We start from the raw sequence: 16,595 nt of genomic DNA, 5'->3' as shown, positions 1-16,595 counted from the left end.
TGGAGAGTCGGACGATGTTGGGGCCCTATAACGCGCCTCGGGCGTGGCCAATCATCCTACGAATCCCAGCTTTGATCTGCCAAGCCTGGAGCGGCTTACCATAGAACTCGCTGCAAGGGGGAAGATCGATGCTCGGCGGGTTCAATTGCTCGGACATCAGGATGACGTCGATCGCCGGCCACCGACTACGCACGGTGTGCGCAAGGCCTATGCCGTCCATGCTGCCCGGCAGCTGGATGTCGGCGCAAACGAGCGCGATGTCGGATCTGGAGCTCAGGATTGCGAGGGCTTCGTCGGTATCCAGCGCTTCCAACGGCGTGTAGCCGGCGTCTTCCACCATGCCAACTGCGCGCCTGCGGAGCACCATCTCGTCTTCTACGACGAGAACGAAGACTGGAATGCGTGATGGACCGAGCGTCATTGAGACTCCCCGGCATACGGCTGCTGTGGGTGCGCACCGATGATGGGCACGCCCCTCTATGGTTCCCGTCTCGCTGCCGCATCCCTATCCGTTGAGATGTAATTTCATGATTTCAGAGAGTTGCGCCGCTGCGGCCCGCGGGCGGCTACCATTGAATGAGCACCGCACCAGCGATCACAAACGCGAAGAAGATCGGCAGCAGGACCGGCGGCACCAGCCACTCGCGCAGTCCGAATTTGGAGATGTTTGACATATTGACCGCCTCTTGGTCGCGGCGGGAGCACGATGCTCTCAGTCACCGATAACAGCCGGGAAGCACGCGGTGATATTCAAGATATGGTGCCCGTCCGCGGAATAGCGAGGTCAGGCAGAAACTATTTGCTGTGACAGGGCGAACGGGATTGTAGTTCGCTTTCCACGTAGCCATCTAAGAGTTTGCGGCGCCTCAACGCTCTTCCAGCGCCAGGTTTGGCACCGTCGCTCGCAAGGGCGGTCGCAGATCGGCCGTCCAAAAGGCAAATCGCGTCGAGCTGGCAAGGCAAGGAAGTCCCCTTTCCACAACGGATCGGCTCCGGCCACATGATCGAGTTTCCAAACCATAGCCGTTCATACGACCGCACGCGGCGTGCCGTACGGTTCTGGGGACACGATAGCGCCATTGAGGCATCGTTTTTCATCGAAGAAGAAGCGCTGAAGCGAATTCAACCCGATACCGGTTACGATGAGTCGAGCCTTCTCCACGCGTTCGATTCCAATCGGGACTTGATATGCGCCGCCGCAGCCAAGGTGTACGTTCGCGGTACCAGGGGCTCTTACGATCTGGTCGCCGGCAATTTTTGACCCGATCGGCGCCATTTAAGGGTTTCGCACCCGAGCCAAATGAATCCCTCTGCCTGTGCCTATAGGCAGATGGAGTCTCATTCTGTTTCAATGCAGGAGCGTAGCCTTTTCTAGCCCGGCAATGGTCTGCCCCAGAGAGTTGCAAACGCCCTCGATCGGTGATTTGCACTCGACGCCGGCCGCATCTGGACCGATGGACTTCGGTCCTAAAGGTCAAGGAGTGACTGCTAACGCATTTGCTGCTGGTACATGGGTGTCCGCCCCGCTTCAGCAGGTCGGATAAGCCCCTCGACCGATCGACGGCAGCACATTTCGGTGGTACAAGAGCAAATCGAATAGTGCGATAAGCCGTTGTTTTTGTTGATATTCAAGGGATGCATGTCCAGTCCGCCCCTGGGCGTCTGAAGCTCAAGCGCCGATCAAGAGTCTGTCCGCAAGGCGGCCTGTGACTACCTCGTTGAGGAAGCACCCTAGCGCTTCGCGAAGTGGGCGCGGATCTCGGTCTAGTCGGGTTGCCATCATTCGTCGCGCTGTAGCCTTGGTCGAAGACGACATCCGTGCGCCGAACGGCGCTGAGGCAACCGTTCTTCGACCACCGATTGACCACCGAAACCCCGTGAACAAACGGCGATAAAGGTGATCAATCGCGAGCAAACTTCATTGTTTTTGTTAATCTTTTCGTTTGCTACTTACGTTCGGGACGCAGGGGTCGCAGGTTCGAATCCTGCCACTCCGACCATTCTTCCAAGTACTTATAGTTTCTATGTTTTTCCTGCGCAATGAATTCAGGCACGGCAGCCATGCCTGTCGCTCCCAAGGCTTATGCCAAGGGCGTCGAGGAGCAGATAAGGCGAACGCCTGCCGCCTCTTCATCCGGATGGTGAAGGCCGTCGTTGGCTTCCAACTTCTCTACGCTCATTCCAAGCCTGCGCGCGGCCTCCCTATCGACACCCGCTTGGGGCCAGGTCGCTGCCACTGCGTGAGGATTCTAGGCAGGCAATGTCACCAGCCATTAAACCTCTGCCATCTTTCAATGCCGTTGTCCGTGGCGGCATAATATTCGGAGAATTGAGCTCCGGTCGCACAGGCGTGATTCGGGAGTATTCGAAGTCGTGTGCCAATCGGAAAGCAATTTTCAAGAGAGATGACAGAACCGTCTCTTACGGCAAGGATTCCGTGTTCCTGATTTGCTGCGATCATCACCAAGTCTTCCTTGAGGGGGCGCCCCCCTAAATCGCATGCGATCCCGTATCCGTAATCATGGCGCTGACGAGCAGTGCCGCGGTCTCGGCTCATCGCCATCCATCCGGCATCGACGATAATCCAGCCTTTCTCCGACTGATGGCCGACCACGGTCGTCAGCACGGAAAGGGCAATATCGTCGAACGCGCAGACGCCGACATTCGTCATGAATAGATCGAAGAACACGTACACGCCGCAGCGCACTTCCGTAACGCCGTCCAAGGCGCGGGCGGACAGCGCTGTCGGGGTCGATCCGACGCTCACGACCGGGCACGGAAGGCCGGCAGCGCGAAGCCGTTCGGCCGCGCGAACGCTCAAGGCACGCTCCTGCTCCGCCAAGCGCTCCAGGGCCCCGGGCTCGTCGAGCTCATAGGAGTTTCCGGCATGAGTCAGCACGCCGCGAAGTGTGGCGCCGCCGGTGTGAAGAATGCGACCGATCTCGATGAGACGCGCATCCTCGGGGCCTACACCCGATCGGTGCCCGTCAGTGTCGACCTCGAGCAGGACGTGGAAAGGATCGCGATGGGACTGCGCCTCGACGACGGCCTGCGCAGCCTCGACCGAGTCGACCAGAATCTTGAGGCGGCAGCCCCGATCACGCAGTCGCTGAGCCCGGCCGAGCCGGTGCGGCGCGATGCAGACGGCGTAGAGGATGTCGTCGTAGCCCGCAGCAAAAAACTCCTCGGCTTCGCGCAGGGTCGAGACGGTGATGCCGTTCGAGCCCGCGGCGCGCTGCCTGTCCGCAACAGCGAAGCATTTGGTCGTCTTGACGTGGGGACGGAAACTGACGCCCAAGGCGCTCATCCGGTCCTGCATGCGGGCGATATTACGCTGCATGCGCACGACGTCGACGATGGCAGCGGGCGTTTCGATGTCGGAGAAAGATGTCATGCTTAGTCCAGATATTCGCCCTTGGCGCGCAGCACTGGCACGTCGTGCTCCAGCCCTTCGGCGATCAGCGCGCTGACGGCGCCGGGCTCGAGATCCGCTCCCCGTGGCAGTTCGACACCAACCGCCGTCATTTGCCGCACGACATCCGGGTCGGCAAGTGCTGCGCGCAAGGCGTCGTTTAGTTTCTGACGCACCGGAACGGGCGTTCCCCTCCGCACGAAGATCGCGTTCCAGGAGCGGAGTTTCACGCCCGGAAAGCCGGCCGCTGCCGCAGTGGATATTTGAGGCGCCTGCGGCAGGGGTTGATCACTCAGCGCCGCGATTGCCTTGATCGTTCCGCCGAGCACTTGAGGTAGCGCCGTGGTGGTCTGGTCACACATGAAGTCGACGTGACCACCCATGAGGTCGTTCATCGCTGGGGCAACGCCGCGATAGGGAACATGGGTGATGTTCAGTTTCAGGTTTGACAGCAGCAGAACGCAGGCATAGTGCGAAATCGATCCGACGCCAGCGCTGCCATAGGTGAGTTTATCGCGGTTGGCACGGGCATAGGTGACGAACTCATGTAGATTGGATGCCGGCAGGTCCGACTTCGCGACAAGAAGTGTGGAAGCCATCCCTGCGAGCCCCACAGGCTCGAAGTCGGCGGTTGGGTCGTAAGGAAGGCGCTTGTAGAACGCGACATTGGCGACATGTGTGCCGATGGTGCCAAACCCGAGCGAATATCCATCCGCAGGCGCCTTTAGCAATTTGGTTAGGCCGATGGTGCCGCTGGCGCCGCCAACATTTTCCACGATGATCGATTGCTTCAAGTGGGCGGCCATGGCTTGAGCCACCGCCCGGCCAAGTGCATCGCTCGGGCCACCGGCGGGAAACGGAACGATCAGCGTCAATTGCCTCTCGGGAAACTCCTGAGCCGTTGCCGCAGAGATGTTCAATCCGACTGCGAAGATGGCGGCCAACGTGCGAGATATCATGAAAAGTCCTCCAGCCACGGAACGAGGTCGTCGAGGTTCGGAGATTCTTTCTCGGCTGCCGGCGCGCCCTCCGGACGAGCCAAGCCCACGCGATTGTGCCAGTAGGTGCGCAGCCCGACGGCTGAGGTGCCGATGAGGTCGTAGCCGGAGCCTGCGACAAACGCTGCGTCCGCGGCCGACACGCCCAGCATGTCCAACGCAAGACGATAGGGGCGGGTGTCGGGCTTATAGAAGCCGGCCTCTTCCGCGGTGATCACGACATCCCATTGTGTGCGGAGGCGGGCGGCGGCCATTCGTCCAAGGCGCGTCGAGCAATTGGTCACGACTGCCAGGCGCGCGCGTCCTGCCAACTGGTCTAGCGCAGCCTGCGCCCCGCTCCAGACCGGGAGGGACATCCAATTTGCTTCGAGGGCGTCTGCCGTCGACGGCGCGAGACCGGTTGCGCGCGCAGCCTGGCGGACCAGACTCTCATACGGAACATACCTCCCGCAACCATACGTCAGGCGGAGATACTCGGCCCTCCAGGCTCGGCCCGATGTTTCGGATCCGGCGGCGGCATTCCAGACGCTCCAGGAATCGAGGAGCGCCGTGAGAAGATCGAAAAGAACGGCGCGGGGCATGGTCATTGTCAAACTTCTATCACTTTCGTGATCAGTTGTGATTAAGTATGATTGTCTCTTCCCTTCAGGAAAATTGAATGATTGCGCTTGAGGATTTTCGGTTCGTGGTCGCCCTGAGCCGAACCGGCTCGCTAAGCGGGGCAGCGAGGGCGCTCGATGTCACGCCGCCGGCGCTTTCCATGCGATTGAAAAAACTGGAGGCCGTTCTCGGGATCAATCTTGTCGTCCGCAACTCCCGAGGGCTGCGCTTCACGCCGGAAGGCGAACAACTCGTTCATGAAGCCCAGTCTCTGTTGGCGCGCATCGATGATCTCGGGAACAGTCTCAGCGGCGGCGTATTTGCCGGCCCCCTAAGGGTTGTCGCGCCGTTCGGCTTTGGCAGGATTCATGTCGCGCCCGTCATGGCGGCATTCATTCGCGACTACCCACAGGTGCGTGCAACGCTGGATCTTTCCGAAACGCCGTGGAACAGCAATGTCGAAGCTGACGTCGTCATCCATATTGGGACAGTCCGGGATTCCTCGTGGATCGCTCATCTTCTTGCCCGCAACGCGCGCTGGGTGTGCGCCAGTCCCGACTATCTTCGACGACGCGGAACGCCGTCACATCCTCGCGACCTGGCGCAGCATGCATGTCTCTCCGTTCGCGAAAACGAAGAGGACGTGACGCTGTGGCGCTACAAGAGCAGCCACGCGTCATCCAGGCGATCAGAAGCGCTTCGAATAACTCCGGCACTCACGAGCAACAATGGTGAGGTCGTTCGCGAGTGGGCTGTTGCAGGGTTGGGCATCGCACTCAGGTCCGAATGGGACGTGGCGCCATCCGTTAAGAGGGGCGAGCTGCGTCGGCTGTTTCGTGAATATGAATTCGAAGGCGCCGATATTCTGGCTTTGGTGCCAACGCGTCGCGGGGTCTCAGCTCGTGTTTCGCATTTTGTTGAAAGCCTCAAAGCCCGCTTTCAACCGAGGCCGCCTTGGCGAAGTATTTGACGTGCATGCCACTCGGCAGCGGGACAACCGGCAATGTCCGCTATGGGCGTGGCAGGGCGGGGTCATGGCCCAGAGCCGAACCGGGCAGGACAGCGGCGCGGCCGTGCGACCGCGCCGCTGTGACGCTGTTATGTGGAGGCCCTAGTCCTCGTAGGGTGCGTAGGCTGACGTGCCCCAGCGAGGCCCTTCATAGCCGTAACCAGGACCCCAATATCCGTAGGTGTTGGTGGGGTGCCAACTGCTGCCGATGCGCTGGCATTGGCCGACGCCGGCCATCAACTGGCCGCCGCTCATGGCGGGCCCAGCGGCGCCGACTGCTTCTCCAGCTGGTGGGGTGCACGGGCCGGGACCGCGTCCCGCAGCGAGGCTGGGGCTTGCAGTTGCGAGCGGCAAAATCGCGGCCAGAGTTGCGGCGACGCTCACGAGTTTCGTACGTGTCATGGTTGTCTCCATGTTCGAGGCTTAACGGGGGACCAATCCCTCCTGCCTGGAGACGTTCCGCGCGGAACGGCCGCGATTTCGCGACCAAGAAGGTTTCCTCCGGTTTCACGGAACGCCGCGATTTCCATTCACGTGAGCGCGTCATCGCGAGCCCGCATCATCTGCGAGCCACCAGCACACCGACCAGAAAGGCCACCAGCAGCGACGGCAGCGGGGCGTCGCGCACCATGCCGCGGACGATGTCTTGCCAGTGCTGCTCCGGGACCAGTTTCGGCGATCGCACCCTAGGCGCGGGATCGATGCTCCATTGTGATGCGAGTTCGGCGATCTCGCTTTGCGCGAGGCGCACGCCGTCGCGGACGCGAAAGATCGCCGCATCGGACCGCTCGCGCGGCGCGAGCAGCATCAAGGTTTCGACGGCGGTGCGCAGCGTCATCTCGCCGTAGCCTTGCAGCCTTACCTGCTCCTCGGGGTCGGACGTCATGCGAAATCCCTCGCAGCGCCAATTCTTCATGACGCGAAGTGCTTTGCATGGAAATGGCCGCCGCCGAGCTTGGTTCCCTGCGCGGCGCGAATCGGCAGGCCGATTATTTCCGCAGCAGCTCGCTCAAGGCCGCCGTCGCTTCGGCGCAACGGATGTCGTCAATCTCCCGCGACAGGCTGAGCGCGCTCGATCTCAACTCCTCGAGCTTCCAGCTGTCCGGATGCTGGCTTTCGAGCTGACCGAGACGCTTGTTCAGATCGTCCAGTCTCGATTGAAGCTGCCCGATGCTGGCGGCCCCATTCACTTTCCAAACGCGTTGTGCACGCATCGTCGTTCCCCTGATAGTCTCACGGCCTTGTGAGAGCGGTTCATGGCCGGAATGGGAGTTTGTTTTGTCCGGCTTCAGACGGTGGGGAACCGTTGCAGATCGGCAACGCAGTTCTCGTTTGGTGCTCACCCAGCGCCGCACGATGATACCCGCAGGCACGGAATTCGATTGTGCCCTCAGTACGGGGCGCCGAGGCGGCCTGTGCGCGCGGTGGTAGGCTCGGGCCGGGCGCACTCGAAAAAGATGAGGAATGACGCGTGACGAGAATTGTGACCATTGCAGCCGGCCAGCTCGGACGGATCGCGAGGAGCGAGACCAGGACCGCGGTGGTGGCGCGGCTGATGGCGTTGATGCGCGAGGCGCGGGCCTGCGGCTGCGACCTGATCGTCTATCCCGAGCTGGCCCTGACCACGTTCTTTCCGCGCTGGTACTTCGAGGATCAGGCCGAGATCGACAGCTTCTTCGAGCGCGAGATGCCGGGTCCCGAGACGCAGGCGCTGTTCGATCTCGCCCGCGAGCTCGGCATCGGCTTCTGCCTCGGCTATGCCGAGCTGACGCTCGAGGCCGGGATTGTCAGGCGCTACAACACGTCCATCCTCGTCGACAAGAGTGGCGCGATCGTCCTGAAATATCGCAAGGTGCATCTGCCCGGCCATGCAGAGCACGAACCGTGGCGCGAATTCCAGCATCTGGAGAAGCGCTATTTCGAGCCCGGCAGCGGCTTCGGCGTGGTCGATGCCTTCGGCGGGTTGATGGGCATGGCGATCTGCAACGACCGCCGCTGGAGCGAGACCTATCGCGTGATGGGCCTGCAGGGCGTCGAGATGGTGCTGATCGGCTACAACACGCCCGTGCACAATCCGCCCGCGCCGGAGCATGACGATCTCTCGCTGTTCCACAATCATCTGGTGATGCAGGCCGGCGCCTATCAGAATGGCACATTCGTGGTCGGGGTCGCCAAGGCCGGTGTGGAGGAGGGCGTCGACCACATCGGCGGCAGCTGCATCATCGCGCCCTCGGGCGAGATCATTGCGGCCTGCACGACAAAGGGCGACGAGATCGCGCTGGCGCGCTGCGATCTCGATCTCTGCAGTTCCTACAAGCGCACCACCTTCAATTTCGACGTGCACCGCCAGCCGCGCGCCTACGGCATGATCGTCGAGCGGAAGGGCGTGACGATCATGGCGGATGGGACGCCGGTGCCGCGCAGGGGGTGACGCTCTCTCCTTCGTCATTGATTCCCTTCACGACCACGTGTGTTTATTTGGAAACGTTCATTCCCTATTATCCCGCAATGCAAAAGACCGCCCGCCGCTCTCGACCTGCCGCCCGTCTGCCCGGCCGTCCCCGGGAATTCGACATGGACACCGCGCTCGACCGCGCCGTGCGTGTGTTTCGCGAGCGCGGCTATCATGCCACCTCGATCGGGAACCTCACTGCGGCCATGCGGCTCGCGACGGGAAGCATCTACAAGGCGTTTCGCGACAAGCATGCGGTGTTTCTCGCCGCCTTCGAGCGCTACACGGCCCTGCGCCAACAGCAGACCCGCAGCGCGGCGGCGCGTGGTGCAAACGGTCGCGAGCAAATCCGCAACGTGCTGCTGTCCTATGTCGAGCACTCCCGGGGAATCGAGGGGCGGCGCGGCTGCCTCGTGGTCGGCAGCGCGGTCGAACTGTCCGCGCTCGATCCGGTCGTGGGTGCCCGCGTCAGCACACAGCTCGCGAGCAACGAGAGCTTCATCGCCGGCCTCATCCGCGCCGGACAGGCCGATGGCTCGATCCCCCGCCATGTCGTAGCCGACGACACCGCGCGGCTGATGCTCTGCATCACGCAGGGAATGCGCGTCGTCGGCAAGGCGCGTCTGCCGCTCGACGCAGAGCGTCTCGTCGGTGCCGCAATGAAGCTGCTCGCCTGAATTTTTTGTCAGATAGGGAATGACCATTCCCTATACCCTACCTAATGGCCATTCCCTGCGCCTTACCTGGAGTCCATGCGAATGACGATGAATGCCACGATCGAGACCGCACCCGGGCCGGATGCGGTATCGCAGCGCCTGACCTTCGTGCTTGCCGCGGCCTGCGGCATGGTCGCCGCCAACATCTATTATGCGCAGCCGCTGATCGCCCCGATCAGCGCCGCGCTCGGCCTGTCGCATGCAGCTAGCGGGCTGATCGTGACGATGACGCAGATCGGCTACGGCACCGGGCTGCTGCTGATCGTGCCGCTCGGCGATCTCGTCGAGAACCGCGCGCTGATCTGCTCGGTGATCATGCTCGGCGCCGCGGCGCTGCTCGCCGCGGCGTTCGCAACCCATGCGCTGCCGTTCCTGCTCGCCGCACTGTTCATCGGCCTCGGCTCGGTCGCGGTGCAGATCATCATCCCCTATGCGGCGCATCTGGCGCCTGAAGCCATCCGCGGCCGCGTCGTCGGCAACGTCTCGACCGGCCTGATGCTCGGCATCATGCTGGCGCGTCCGGTGTCGAGCTTCGTCACCGCCTTGCTGTCGTGGCACGCAGTGTTCTTCGCCTCCGCTGCGCTGATGATCGTGCTCGCAGCCGTGCTCCGGATGACGCTGCCGAAGCGCAAGCCGGTCACGCGGATGCATTACGGCCAATTGCTGCTGTCGATGCCGGATCTGGTGCGGGCCACGCCGCTGCTGCGGCGCCGCGCGCTCTACCAGGCGAGCCTGTTCGGCGCCTTCACCCTGTTCTGGACGGTGGCGCCGCTCCAGCTCGCCGGCGAGTTCGGCTTCTCCCAGCGCGGCATCGCGCTGTTCGCGCTGGCCGGCGTCGCCGGCGTGTTCGCAGCACCGATCGCCGGGCGCCTCGCGGACCGCGGCCATAGCCGGATCGCGACGCTGGTCGCGATGCTGCTCACGGCCGTCGGCTTCCTCGTGACCTCCATCGGCGCTCCCGGCTCGATGCTGAACCTCGCCTGTCTGGTGGTGGCCGCGATTGCAATCGATGTCGGCGTCCAGGGCAATGTGGTGCTGGGCTTCCGTGCCATCTTCGCGCTCGGGCACGAGCACCGCAGTCGCCTCAATGGTCTCTACATGGCGACGTTCTTCGCCGCCGGCGCGGTCGGCTCGGCGGTCGGAGCCTGGGCGTTCGCACAGGACGGCTGGACGCTCGCATCGGCCATTGGCCTTGCTTTGCCTGTCGCGGGGTTGCTCTACGCGCTGACCGAGTAGCGGCCGCCGCCGGAACGGTGCGGCCGACCTCGCGATGACGCAATTTCCATCTCGCGGACTGGTTGCGGTTGTAGTACTTTCGTCGCAACGCACCTGGTTAACGGGCGGCAGGGGGGATGCTGATGAAACGTGCGGGGCTGTTTGGCGCACGGCGGGTACGGCCATGGTCGTGGCGGGCGTTTCTGCTCGGACTAGCCGTCGTCGCGGTGTCGGCCGTGGTTCAGGGCATCTGCGTCCTGCTCGGCGCAAAGTTCTATTTCGCAGCGTTCCTGCCCGGCCTGTTTGTGCTTGCGCTGATGGCGGGTGCACCGGCGGCGGCATTCGCCGCGCTGCTCACCGTGCCGCTGGTGTGGTGGGCGTTCATCCCGCCCTTCTTCGAGCTCAATGCGCTGACCAGCGCGCATGCCGATTCCATCAACCTGTTCTGTCTTCTTGCCGTCCTCCTGATCGGCCTTGCCGATCTCTGCCGCGCGACGATGACGATCGTCAGAAGCGGCGGGCTGAAGCCTTCGGGCGAGAGCGCGGCAACGAATCCGCAATAAATCGAGCCGCGCGCGTTGCGCCCGAGCAACAGTCCGGCAACCATCCGCGAACTTGCCGCGCGCCGCTAACTTTTCGAAAAAGATTTGGCCGCAGTTTCTCCCGCGGGAATGACGAGGGAGTTTTCGGACATGAACGGTCACGCCATCCTGGAGAACGTGCGCCGCTACCGCGGCATTGCATCGCTCTATCGCCAGACCGCAGCGTTCCGCCCGGGCCAGAGCTGGTCTCTGCTGGAGCAGGCGAGCGAGTGGGAGGCGCGGGCGCTGTCGGAGCTGGAAGCCTATTTCGCCTCGCGCACGGACCACGCCGCCCCGCTCGCGGCCTGATCGCCGGCCATCGGCGCGCCCCTGAACCGGCTCGCCGAAGGCGCGACCGCCACGGGCAACTACGGAGTTGTCTCCGCATCCTTCTGTGCTAGCAACGGCCGAGACATTCTTCACGTCGGCCGGGGCACGCGATGACCACCTTCAACCGCATCTTCACGACGGAGCGCCTGCTCCAGATCATCGTGGTGCTGGCGGCGACGCTCGCCATGAAGCTGATGAGCTGAGCGAAGCCCGGCTATCGTCCGCCTAGCTCGGGCAAATCAGGCAGATAGTTCGAGCCTTCCGAGCCGAGAAAATCGAACATCGCCTGCGCGGGCGGCAACAGCACCTTGTCGCTGCGGCGGATCACGTACCATTGCCGCACGATCGGCAGGCCCGCGACGTCGAGCACGACGAGCCGGCCCTCGGCGAGCTCATGTGCCACGGTGTGAGCCGAGATGAAGGCGATGCCGAGCCCGGCGATGACCGCCTGCTTGATGGTCTCGTTGCTGCTCATCTCCATGCCGATGATCGGCTCGAGATCCGATTTCTGGAACATGCCCTCCATCAGCGTCCGCGTGCCCGAGCCGGGCTCGCGGGTGAGGAAGGTCTCGTGCACGAGATCGGTCAGGCTGAGGCCGGAATCCTTCTCCAGCCAATGGCCCTTGCGCGCGACGATGATGTGCGGGTTGCGCCCGAGCTGGCGGACGTCGACGGTGACGTCGGCCGGTGGCCGACCCATTACCGCGAAGTCGAGGTCGTAGCCGTGCATGGCCTCGCGGATCTCCTCGCGATTGCCGATGGTGAGCTTGATCTCGATCTTGGGGTAGCGCTTGGAGAATGCCGCGATCGCATGCGGCACGAAATATTTCGCGGTCGAGACCGCGCCCAGATGCACGGTGCCCCCGGTCCGCCCCGCGAGCAGGTCGAGCGAGCCCTGGCAATCGGTGATCGCGGCTTCGACCCGTTCGGCCAGCGCCAGCACCTCCCTGCCGGCTTCCGTCAGGAGCATGCCGTCGCCGGTTCGCTGCACCAGGGGCAGGCCGGCCAGGTCCTGCAGCTGCCGCAGCTGCTGGGTCACGGCCGGCTGGGTCAGCCCGAGATGGCTCGACGCCGCCGTCACGCTGCCTTTGGCCGAGAGCGCCGCGAGCGAGCGCAGTTGCCGGATCGTCAGATGCCGGAGCTGGGCCGCTGCATGGCCGGCGCCATTATAAGAAAATTCTTTGAGGCTCATTATGATTAGAAATTTTCCTTATTAAGCGGCCCCTGTCAATCTCCTGATGCCGGCACTGACCGCGACCTGCCTCCACCGGGAGGGAATGGATGCGGCACCGGCAAAGGGATGGACGCAGATGACCGGGCAACTCAGGCTGGACGACCACCTTCAACGGTATTCCGAGACCGCGCCGTATGCGCTGGCCGTGGCAGCCGCGGTCGATGCTATCGCGGCCGGGGCGATCGAGATTGCCGATCTCATCGCCAGCGGCGATCTCGCCGACGCCTCGGGCCTGACCACCGGGCGCAACAGCGACGGCGATCTCCAACGCGACCTCGACGTCCAGGCGGACGCGATCCTGCGCCGCTGCCTCGGCCGGCTGCCGATCGCGGCGCTGGCGTCGGAAGAGATGCGCGAGGCCCAGATCGTCGATCGTCAGGGGCGAATCTGCATCGCGATCGATCCGCTCGATGGCTCCTCCAACATCGACATCAACATGACCGTCGGCACGATCTTCTCGATCTTGCCGGCCCCCGATGATCTCTCACTCGCCTTTCAGCAGCGCGGCTCGGCGCAGCTCGCGGCGGGCTTCGTCACCTACGGTCCGCAGACCTCGCTGGTGCTGACGCTCGGCGACGGCGTCGACATCTTCACGCTCGATCGCAAGGCGGGCTGCTTCCGCTTCGCGCGCAGCGGCGTGCAGATCGCCGAAGCCTGCGAGGAGTTCGCGATCAACGCCTCGAACCGCCGGCATTGGGATCCGCCGGTGCGCGCCTTCATCGACGAATGCCTCGCCGGCGTCGACGGGCCCGCCAACCACGATTTCAACATGCGCTGGATCGGGTCGCTGGTCGCGGAGGCTTATCGCATCCTCACCCGTGGCGGCGTGTTTCTCTACCCTTCCGATGCGCGGCCCGGCTACGGCGACGGCCGTCTGCGCCTGACCTACGAGGCGCACCCGATGGCGATGATCATCGAGCAGGCCGGCGGCTCGGCCTCGACCGGGCGCGAGCGCATCCTCGATCTGTCGGCGCAAAACCTGCACCAGCGCGTGCCGCTGATCATGGGCTCGAGCAACGAGGTGCGGCGCGCCGAGGAGCTGCACTGCGACCCGCTGCTGGTCGCCAGCGTCTCGGCGCCGCTGTTCGCGCGGCGCGGATTCTTCCGGCTCTGAGCGAGGCGCCGATGTCCAGAAAGCATCCGATCATTTCCATCACCGGTTCCTCCGGCGCCGGCACCACCTCCGTCAAGAAGACCTTCGAGCAGATCTTTTTCCGCGAGAAGGTCAACGCCGTCTACATCGAGGGCGACGCCTTCCACCGCTACGACCGTGCCGAGATGCGTGCGCAGATGGCGAAGGAGGCCGAGCGCGGCAACAAGCATTTCAGCCATTTCAGCCCCGAGACCAATTTGTTCGAGGAGCTGGAGCGCGCCTTCCGCGACTACGGCGAGACCGGCACCGCGGTGACGCGGCACTACGTCCACGACGCCGAGGAATCGGCGCTGCATGGCGCGGCACCAGGCACCTTCACCGACTGGAAGCAGCTGCCGGAGGATTCGGACCTGCTGTTCTACGAGGGCCTGCACGGCGCCGTGGTCACCGATAAGGTGAACGTCGCGCGCTATGCCGACCTCAAGATCGGCGTCGTGCCCGTCATCAATCTCGAATGGATCCAGAAGCTGCACCGCGACCGCAGCGCACGCGGCTATTCGACCGAGGCCGTCACCGACACCATCCTGCGGCGGATGCCCGACTACATCCACTACATCTGTCCGCAATTCACCGAGACCGACATCAACTTCCAGCGCGTCCCGACCGTGGACACCTCCAATCCATTCATCGCGCGCTGGATCCCGACGCCGGACGAATCGATGGTGGTGATCCGCTTCAAGAATCCGCGCGGTATCGACTTCCCCTATCTGCTCTCGATGCTGCCGCAGAGCTGGATGTCGCGCGCCAATTCGATCGTGTGCCCGGGCGCGAAGCTGGACCTGGCCATGCAGCTGATCCTGACGCCGCTGATCATGCAGCTGATCGAGCGCAAGCGCAGCCTGAAGTGAACAGGGAGAGACTCCGATGAACATCTCCGTCCATGCCGAAGCCGACCTCAATGCGGTCACGCACAACGATCTCGCCAATGCCGTCCGCTTCCTCGCGGTCGATGCCATCGAGGCAGCGCAGTCAGGCCATCCCGGGCTGCCCATGGGCATGGCTGATGTCGCGACTGTGCTGTTCTCGCGTTTCCTGAAATTCGACTCCGCGCACCCCAATTGGCCTGACCGCGACCGCTTCGTGCTGTCGGCGGGGCATGGCTCGATGCTGCTCTATGCGCTGTTGCATCTCACCGGCGGCGATATCAGCCTCGACGACATCAAGGCCTTTCGCCAGTGGGGCTCGAAGACGCCGGGTCATCCTGAATATGGCCACACGGCTGGTGTCGAGACCACGACGGGACCGCTGGGCCAGGGCATTGCGACCGCGGTCGGCATGGCGCTCGCCGAGCGGATGGCGAATGCGCGGCATGGCGATGGGCTCGTCGATCACTTCACCTATGTCATCGCGGGCGATGGCTGCCTGATGGAAGGCCTCAGCCAGGAGGCGATCTCGCTGGCCGGTCATCTCGGGCTCGGCCGGCTGATCGTGCTGTTCGACGACAACGGCATCTCCATCGACGGTCCGACCTCGCTGGCGACATCGGACGACCAGCTCGCGCGCTTCGCCGCCTCCGGTTGGTCGGTGCGCCGCGTCGACGGGCATGATCCCGCAGCGGTGGCGCAGGCGATAGCGGAGGAGCGGGAGACCGCAAAGCCGTCGCTGATCGCCTGTCGCACAATCATCGGCTATGGCGCGCCTGATAGACAGGGCACCGAGAAAGTGCATGGCGCGCCGCTCGGCACCGAGCAGACGGCAGCGGCGCGGCAGACGCTGGGTTGGGACTATCAGCCTTTCGTGGTGCCGATCCCGGTGCTCAAGGCGTGGCGGATGATCGGGCAGCGCGGGCAGGTCGACCGCCTCGCCTGGCTCGATCGCTACGAAGGAGCGACGCCGGAGCAGCGCGACCTGTTCGTCGAGGGCAAAGCCGTGACTCTGCCCGCCGCCTATGCGCTGGCCGCGGCGAAATTGCGTGAGCACTTTGCATCCGAGCGGCCGAAGCTGGCGACGCGGCAGGCCTCGCAACAGGTGCTCGAGGGAATCGCGGGAACAATTCCCGGCCTGGTCGGCGGCTCCGCGGACCTCACCCATTCGAACCTGACGCATGCCAAGGCGCAGGCGCCGGTCAAGAGCGGTGCGTTCGCCGGCGACTACATCCATTATGGCATTCGCGAGCACGGTATGGCCGCGGCGATGAACGGCCTCGCGTTGCATGGCGGCTTCATCCCCTATGGCGGCACGTTCTTGGCGTTCTCCGATTACAGCCGGCCGGCGATCCGCCTGGCGGCCTTGATGCGGCTGCGCGTCATCCATGTCATGACCCACGACTCCATCGGGCTCGGCGAGGACGGCCCGACGCATCAGCCGGTCGAGCATCTCGCGGCGTTGCGCGTCCTTCCCAACCTGCTCGTGTTCCGCCCCGCCGATGCGGTGGAGACGCTGGAAGCCTGGGATTGCGCGCTCGCGGCGGAGCATCGCCCCTCAGTGCTATGCCTGTCGCGGCAGGCCCTGCCGACCTTCCGCAGCGATGCGCGCGGCAGAAACCACGTAGCGAACGGAGCCTATCTCGTCATCTCGCCGGATGGTGGCCGCGACGTGACGCTCATCGCAACCGGCTCGGAAGTCTCGATGGCGCTGGAAGCCGCACGCTTGCTCGCGACCGAACACGTTCGCGCCGCAGTGGTCTCGGCGCCGTGTTTCGCACTGTTCGAGGAGCAGCCGGAGGATTACCGCGCCTCGGTGCTCGGCACCGCGCCGCGTGTCGGTGTCGAGGCCGCTGTCGCCGGCGACTGGCATCGCTGGATCGGCACCGACGGTGAGTTCGTCGGCATGCGCGGCTTCGGCGCCTCGGCCCCGGCGTCGGTGCTGTACCGCGAATTCGGCATCACGCCGCAAAGCATTGCGGAAGCGGCCCGCCGGGCGATCGCCCGCAAGAGCCAATAAGGAGGACGCCCC

The 16,595-nt window shown here is 63.9% G+C and carries 18 protein-coding genes; 11 read left to right on the top strand and 7 right to left on the bottom strand.

What is annotated here, in order from left to right:
* Positions 1 to 25: 25 nt before the first annotated feature.
* Positions 26 to 421, bottom strand: coding sequence for a response regulator (locus ABIA45_RS17395; RefSeq protein WP_404652953.1), 396 nt, complete (start codon positions 419 to 421; stop codon positions 26 to 28).
* Between the two features lie 579 nt (positions 422 to 1,000).
* Between ABIA45_RS17395 and ABIA45_RS17390 the strand changes: the two genes are divergently transcribed.
* Positions 1,001 to 1,261 (top strand): DUF1488 domain-containing protein, encoded by a 261-nt coding sequence (locus ABIA45_RS17390; protein WP_018642512.1) that lies wholly within the window; start codon positions 1,001 to 1,003, stop codon positions 1,259 to 1,261.
* A gap of 1,002 nt (positions 1,262 to 2,263) precedes the next feature.
* On the opposite strand, the gene ABIA45_RS17385 is transcribed toward ABIA45_RS17390, so the two are convergent.
* The 3 genes from ABIA45_RS17385 to ABIA45_RS17375 are packed head-to-tail and all read right to left on the bottom strand — an operon-like array spanning position 2,264 to position 4,997.
* Positions 2,264 to 3,394 carry a DSD1 family PLP-dependent enzyme gene (locus ABIA45_RS17385; protein WP_275508714.1) on the bottom strand — a complete coding sequence of 377 codons (1,131 nt, stop codon included), beginning with the start codon at positions 3,392 to 3,394 and terminating at the stop codon, positions 2,264 to 2,266.
* Positions 3,395 to 3,396: 2 nt separating this feature from the next.
* On the bottom strand, positions 3,397 to 4,356 hold the full coding sequence (locus ABIA45_RS17380; RefSeq protein WP_271542607.1) for a tripartite tricarboxylate transporter substrate-binding protein: 960 nt from the start codon (positions 4,354 to 4,356) through the stop codon (positions 3,397 to 3,399).
* 11 nt (positions 4,357 to 4,367) lie between these two features.
* Positions 4,368 to 4,997 (bottom strand): HAD-IA family hydrolase, encoded by a 630-nt coding sequence (locus ABIA45_RS17375; protein WP_271542605.1) that lies wholly within the window; start codon positions 4,995 to 4,997, stop codon positions 4,368 to 4,370.
* A gap of 71 nt (positions 4,998 to 5,068) precedes the next feature.
* On the opposite strand from ABIA45_RS17375, the gene ABIA45_RS17370 reads away from it, so the two are divergent.
* Positions 5,069 to 5,980 (top strand): LysR family transcriptional regulator, encoded by a 912-nt coding sequence (locus ABIA45_RS17370; RefSeq protein WP_404652950.1) that lies wholly within the window; start codon positions 5,069 to 5,071, stop codon positions 5,978 to 5,980.
* A gap of 141 nt (positions 5,981 to 6,121) precedes the next feature.
* On the opposite strand, the gene ABIA45_RS17365 is transcribed toward ABIA45_RS17370, so the two are convergent.
* A complete protein-coding gene (locus tag ABIA45_RS17365; RefSeq protein ID WP_271542602.1) occupies positions 6,122 to 6,421 on the bottom strand; it encodes a hypothetical protein in 300 nt (99 codons plus the stop codon).
* A 157-nt stretch (positions 6,422 to 6,578) separates the two neighbouring features.
* The gene (locus ABIA45_RS17360; protein WP_157286989.1) at positions 6,579 to 6,905 is read right to left on the bottom strand and encodes a hypothetical protein; all 327 of its coding nucleotides are present in this window, start codon (positions 6,903 to 6,905) and stop codon (positions 6,579 to 6,581) included.
* A gap of 47 nt (positions 6,906 to 6,952) precedes the next feature.
* Here ABIA45_RS17360 and ABIA45_RS17355 point away from each other — a divergent pair, with 47 nt between their 5' ends.
* From ABIA45_RS17355 to ABIA45_RS17330, 6 genes are all read left to right on the top strand, one after another.
* Positions 6,953 to 7,144, top strand: a complete 192-nt coding sequence (locus ABIA45_RS17355) for a hypothetical protein (protein ID WP_404652948.1) — start codon at positions 6,953 to 6,955, stop codon at positions 7,142 to 7,144.
* A gap of 346 nt (positions 7,145 to 7,490) precedes the next feature.
* On the top strand, positions 7,491 to 8,450 hold the full coding sequence (locus ABIA45_RS17350; RefSeq protein ID WP_404652947.1) for an N-carbamoyl-D-amino-acid hydrolase: 960 nt from the start codon (positions 7,491 to 7,493) through the stop codon (positions 8,448 to 8,450).
* A gap of 77 nt (positions 8,451 to 8,527) precedes the next feature.
* Positions 8,528 to 9,148, top strand: coding sequence for a TetR/AcrR family transcriptional regulator (locus tag ABIA45_RS17345; protein ID WP_404655693.1), 621 nt, complete (start codon positions 8,528 to 8,530; stop codon positions 9,146 to 9,148).
* 81 nt (positions 9,149 to 9,229) lie between these two features.
* Positions 9,230 to 10,423 (top strand): MFS transporter, encoded by a 1,194-nt coding sequence (locus tag ABIA45_RS17340; RefSeq protein ID WP_404652946.1) that lies wholly within the window; start codon positions 9,230 to 9,232, stop codon positions 10,421 to 10,423.
* 122 nt (positions 10,424 to 10,545) lie between these two features.
* Positions 10,546 to 10,965, top strand: a complete 420-nt coding sequence (locus ABIA45_RS17335; RefSeq protein WP_157286987.1) for a DUF4118 domain-containing protein — start codon at positions 10,546 to 10,548, stop codon at positions 10,963 to 10,965.
* Between the two features lie 129 nt (positions 10,966 to 11,094).
* Positions 11,095 to 11,292, top strand: a complete 198-nt coding sequence (locus tag ABIA45_RS17330; protein WP_157286986.1) for a hypothetical protein — start codon at positions 11,095 to 11,097, stop codon at positions 11,290 to 11,292.
* Positions 11,293 to 11,527: 235 nt separating this feature from the next.
* Here ABIA45_RS17330 and ABIA45_RS17325 read toward each other — a convergent pair whose 3' ends face one another.
* Positions 11,528 to 12,505 carry a LysR family transcriptional regulator gene (locus ABIA45_RS17325; RefSeq protein WP_404652944.1) on the bottom strand — a complete coding sequence of 326 codons (978 nt, stop codon included), beginning with the start codon at positions 12,503 to 12,505 and terminating at the stop codon, positions 11,528 to 11,530.
* 118 nt (positions 12,506 to 12,623) lie between these two features.
* Between ABIA45_RS17325 and ABIA45_RS17320 the strand changes: the two genes are divergently transcribed.
* The 3 genes from ABIA45_RS17320 to tkt are packed head-to-tail and all read left to right on the top strand — an operon-like array spanning position 12,624 to position 16,583.
* Complete coding sequence (locus ABIA45_RS17320; protein ID WP_271542590.1) at positions 12,624 to 13,661, top strand: class 1 fructose-bisphosphatase; 1,038 nt, start codon at positions 12,624 to 12,626, stop codon at positions 13,659 to 13,661.
* A gap of 11 nt (positions 13,662 to 13,672) precedes the next feature.
* Entirely contained in the window at positions 13,673 to 14,548 is an 876-nt protein-coding gene (locus ABIA45_RS17315) for a phosphoribulokinase (protein WP_036003856.1), read from the top strand.
* A gap of 16 nt (positions 14,549 to 14,564) precedes the next feature.
* Positions 14,565 to 16,583 carry a transketolase gene (tkt, locus tag ABIA45_RS17310; protein WP_404652941.1) on the top strand — a complete coding sequence of 673 codons (2,019 nt, stop codon included), beginning with the start codon at positions 14,565 to 14,567 and terminating at the stop codon, positions 16,581 to 16,583.
* Positions 16,584 to 16,595 lie beyond the last annotated feature (12 nt).

This window comes from Bradyrhizobium sp. USDA 336 (genome assembly GCF_044908355.1).
In the GTDB taxonomy this organism is placed as follows: Bacteria; Pseudomonadota; Alphaproteobacteria; order Rhizobiales; family Xanthobacteraceae; genus Bradyrhizobium; species Bradyrhizobium yuanmingense.
The sequence above is the reverse complement of the archived record's forward strand: the minus strand, read 5'-3'. Positions and strand labels throughout refer to the sequence as shown.

Bases quoted from the DNA above. Each gene is read 5' to 3' on its own strand.
- tkt (WP_404652941.1), top strand. From the start codon at position 14,565: ATGAACATCTCCGTCCATGCCGAAGCCGACCTCAATGCGGTCACGCAC.
- ABIA45_RS17325 (WP_404652944.1), bottom strand. From the start codon at position 12,505: ATGAGCCTCAAAGAATTTTCTTATAATGGCGCCGGCCATGCAGCGGCC.
- ABIA45_RS17385 (WP_275508714.1), bottom strand. From the start codon at position 3,394: ATGACATCTTTCTCCGACATCGAAACGCCCGCTGCCATCGTCGACGTC.
- ABIA45_RS17375 (WP_271542605.1), bottom strand. From the start codon at position 4,997: ATGACCATGCCCCGCGCCGTTCTTTTCGATCTTCTCACGGCGCTCCTC.
- ABIA45_RS17355 (WP_404652948.1), top strand. From the start codon at position 6,953: ATGGAAATGGCCGCCGCCGAGCTTGGTTCCCTGCGCGGCGCGAATCGG.
- ABIA45_RS17365 (WP_271542602.1), bottom strand. From the start codon at position 6,421: ATGACACGTACGAAACTCGTGAGCGTCGCCGCAACTCTGGCCGCGATT.
- ABIA45_RS17335 (WP_157286987.1), top strand. From the start codon at position 10,546: ATGAAACGTGCGGGGCTGTTTGGCGCACGGCGGGTACGGCCATGGTCG.
- ABIA45_RS17315 (WP_036003856.1), top strand. From the start codon at position 13,673: ATGTCCAGAAAGCATCCGATCATTTCCATCACCGGTTCCTCCGGCGCC.
- ABIA45_RS17345 (WP_404655693.1), top strand. From the start codon at position 8,528: ATGCAAAAGACCGCCCGCCGCTCTCGACCTGCCGCCCGTCTGCCCGGC.
- ABIA45_RS17370 (WP_404652950.1), top strand. From the start codon at position 5,069: ATGATTGCGCTTGAGGATTTTCGGTTCGTGGTCGCCCTGAGCCGAACC.
- ABIA45_RS17360 (WP_157286989.1), bottom strand. From the start codon at position 6,905: ATGACGTCCGACCCCGAGGAGCAGGTAAGGCTGCAAGGCTACGGCGAG.
- ABIA45_RS17390 (WP_018642512.1), top strand. From the start codon at position 1,001: ATGATCGAGTTTCCAAACCATAGCCGTTCATACGACCGCACGCGGCGT.
- ABIA45_RS17330 (WP_157286986.1), top strand. From the start codon at position 11,095: ATGAACGGTCACGCCATCCTGGAGAACGTGCGCCGCTACCGCGGCATT.
- ABIA45_RS17320 (WP_271542590.1), top strand. From the start codon at position 12,624: ATGACCGGGCAACTCAGGCTGGACGACCACCTTCAACGGTATTCCGAG.
- ABIA45_RS17340 (WP_404652946.1), top strand. From the start codon at position 9,230: ATGACGATGAATGCCACGATCGAGACCGCACCCGGGCCGGATGCGGTA.
- ABIA45_RS17395 (WP_404652953.1), bottom strand. From the start codon at position 421: ATGACGCTCGGTCCATCACGCATTCCAGTCTTCGTTCTCGTCGTAGAA.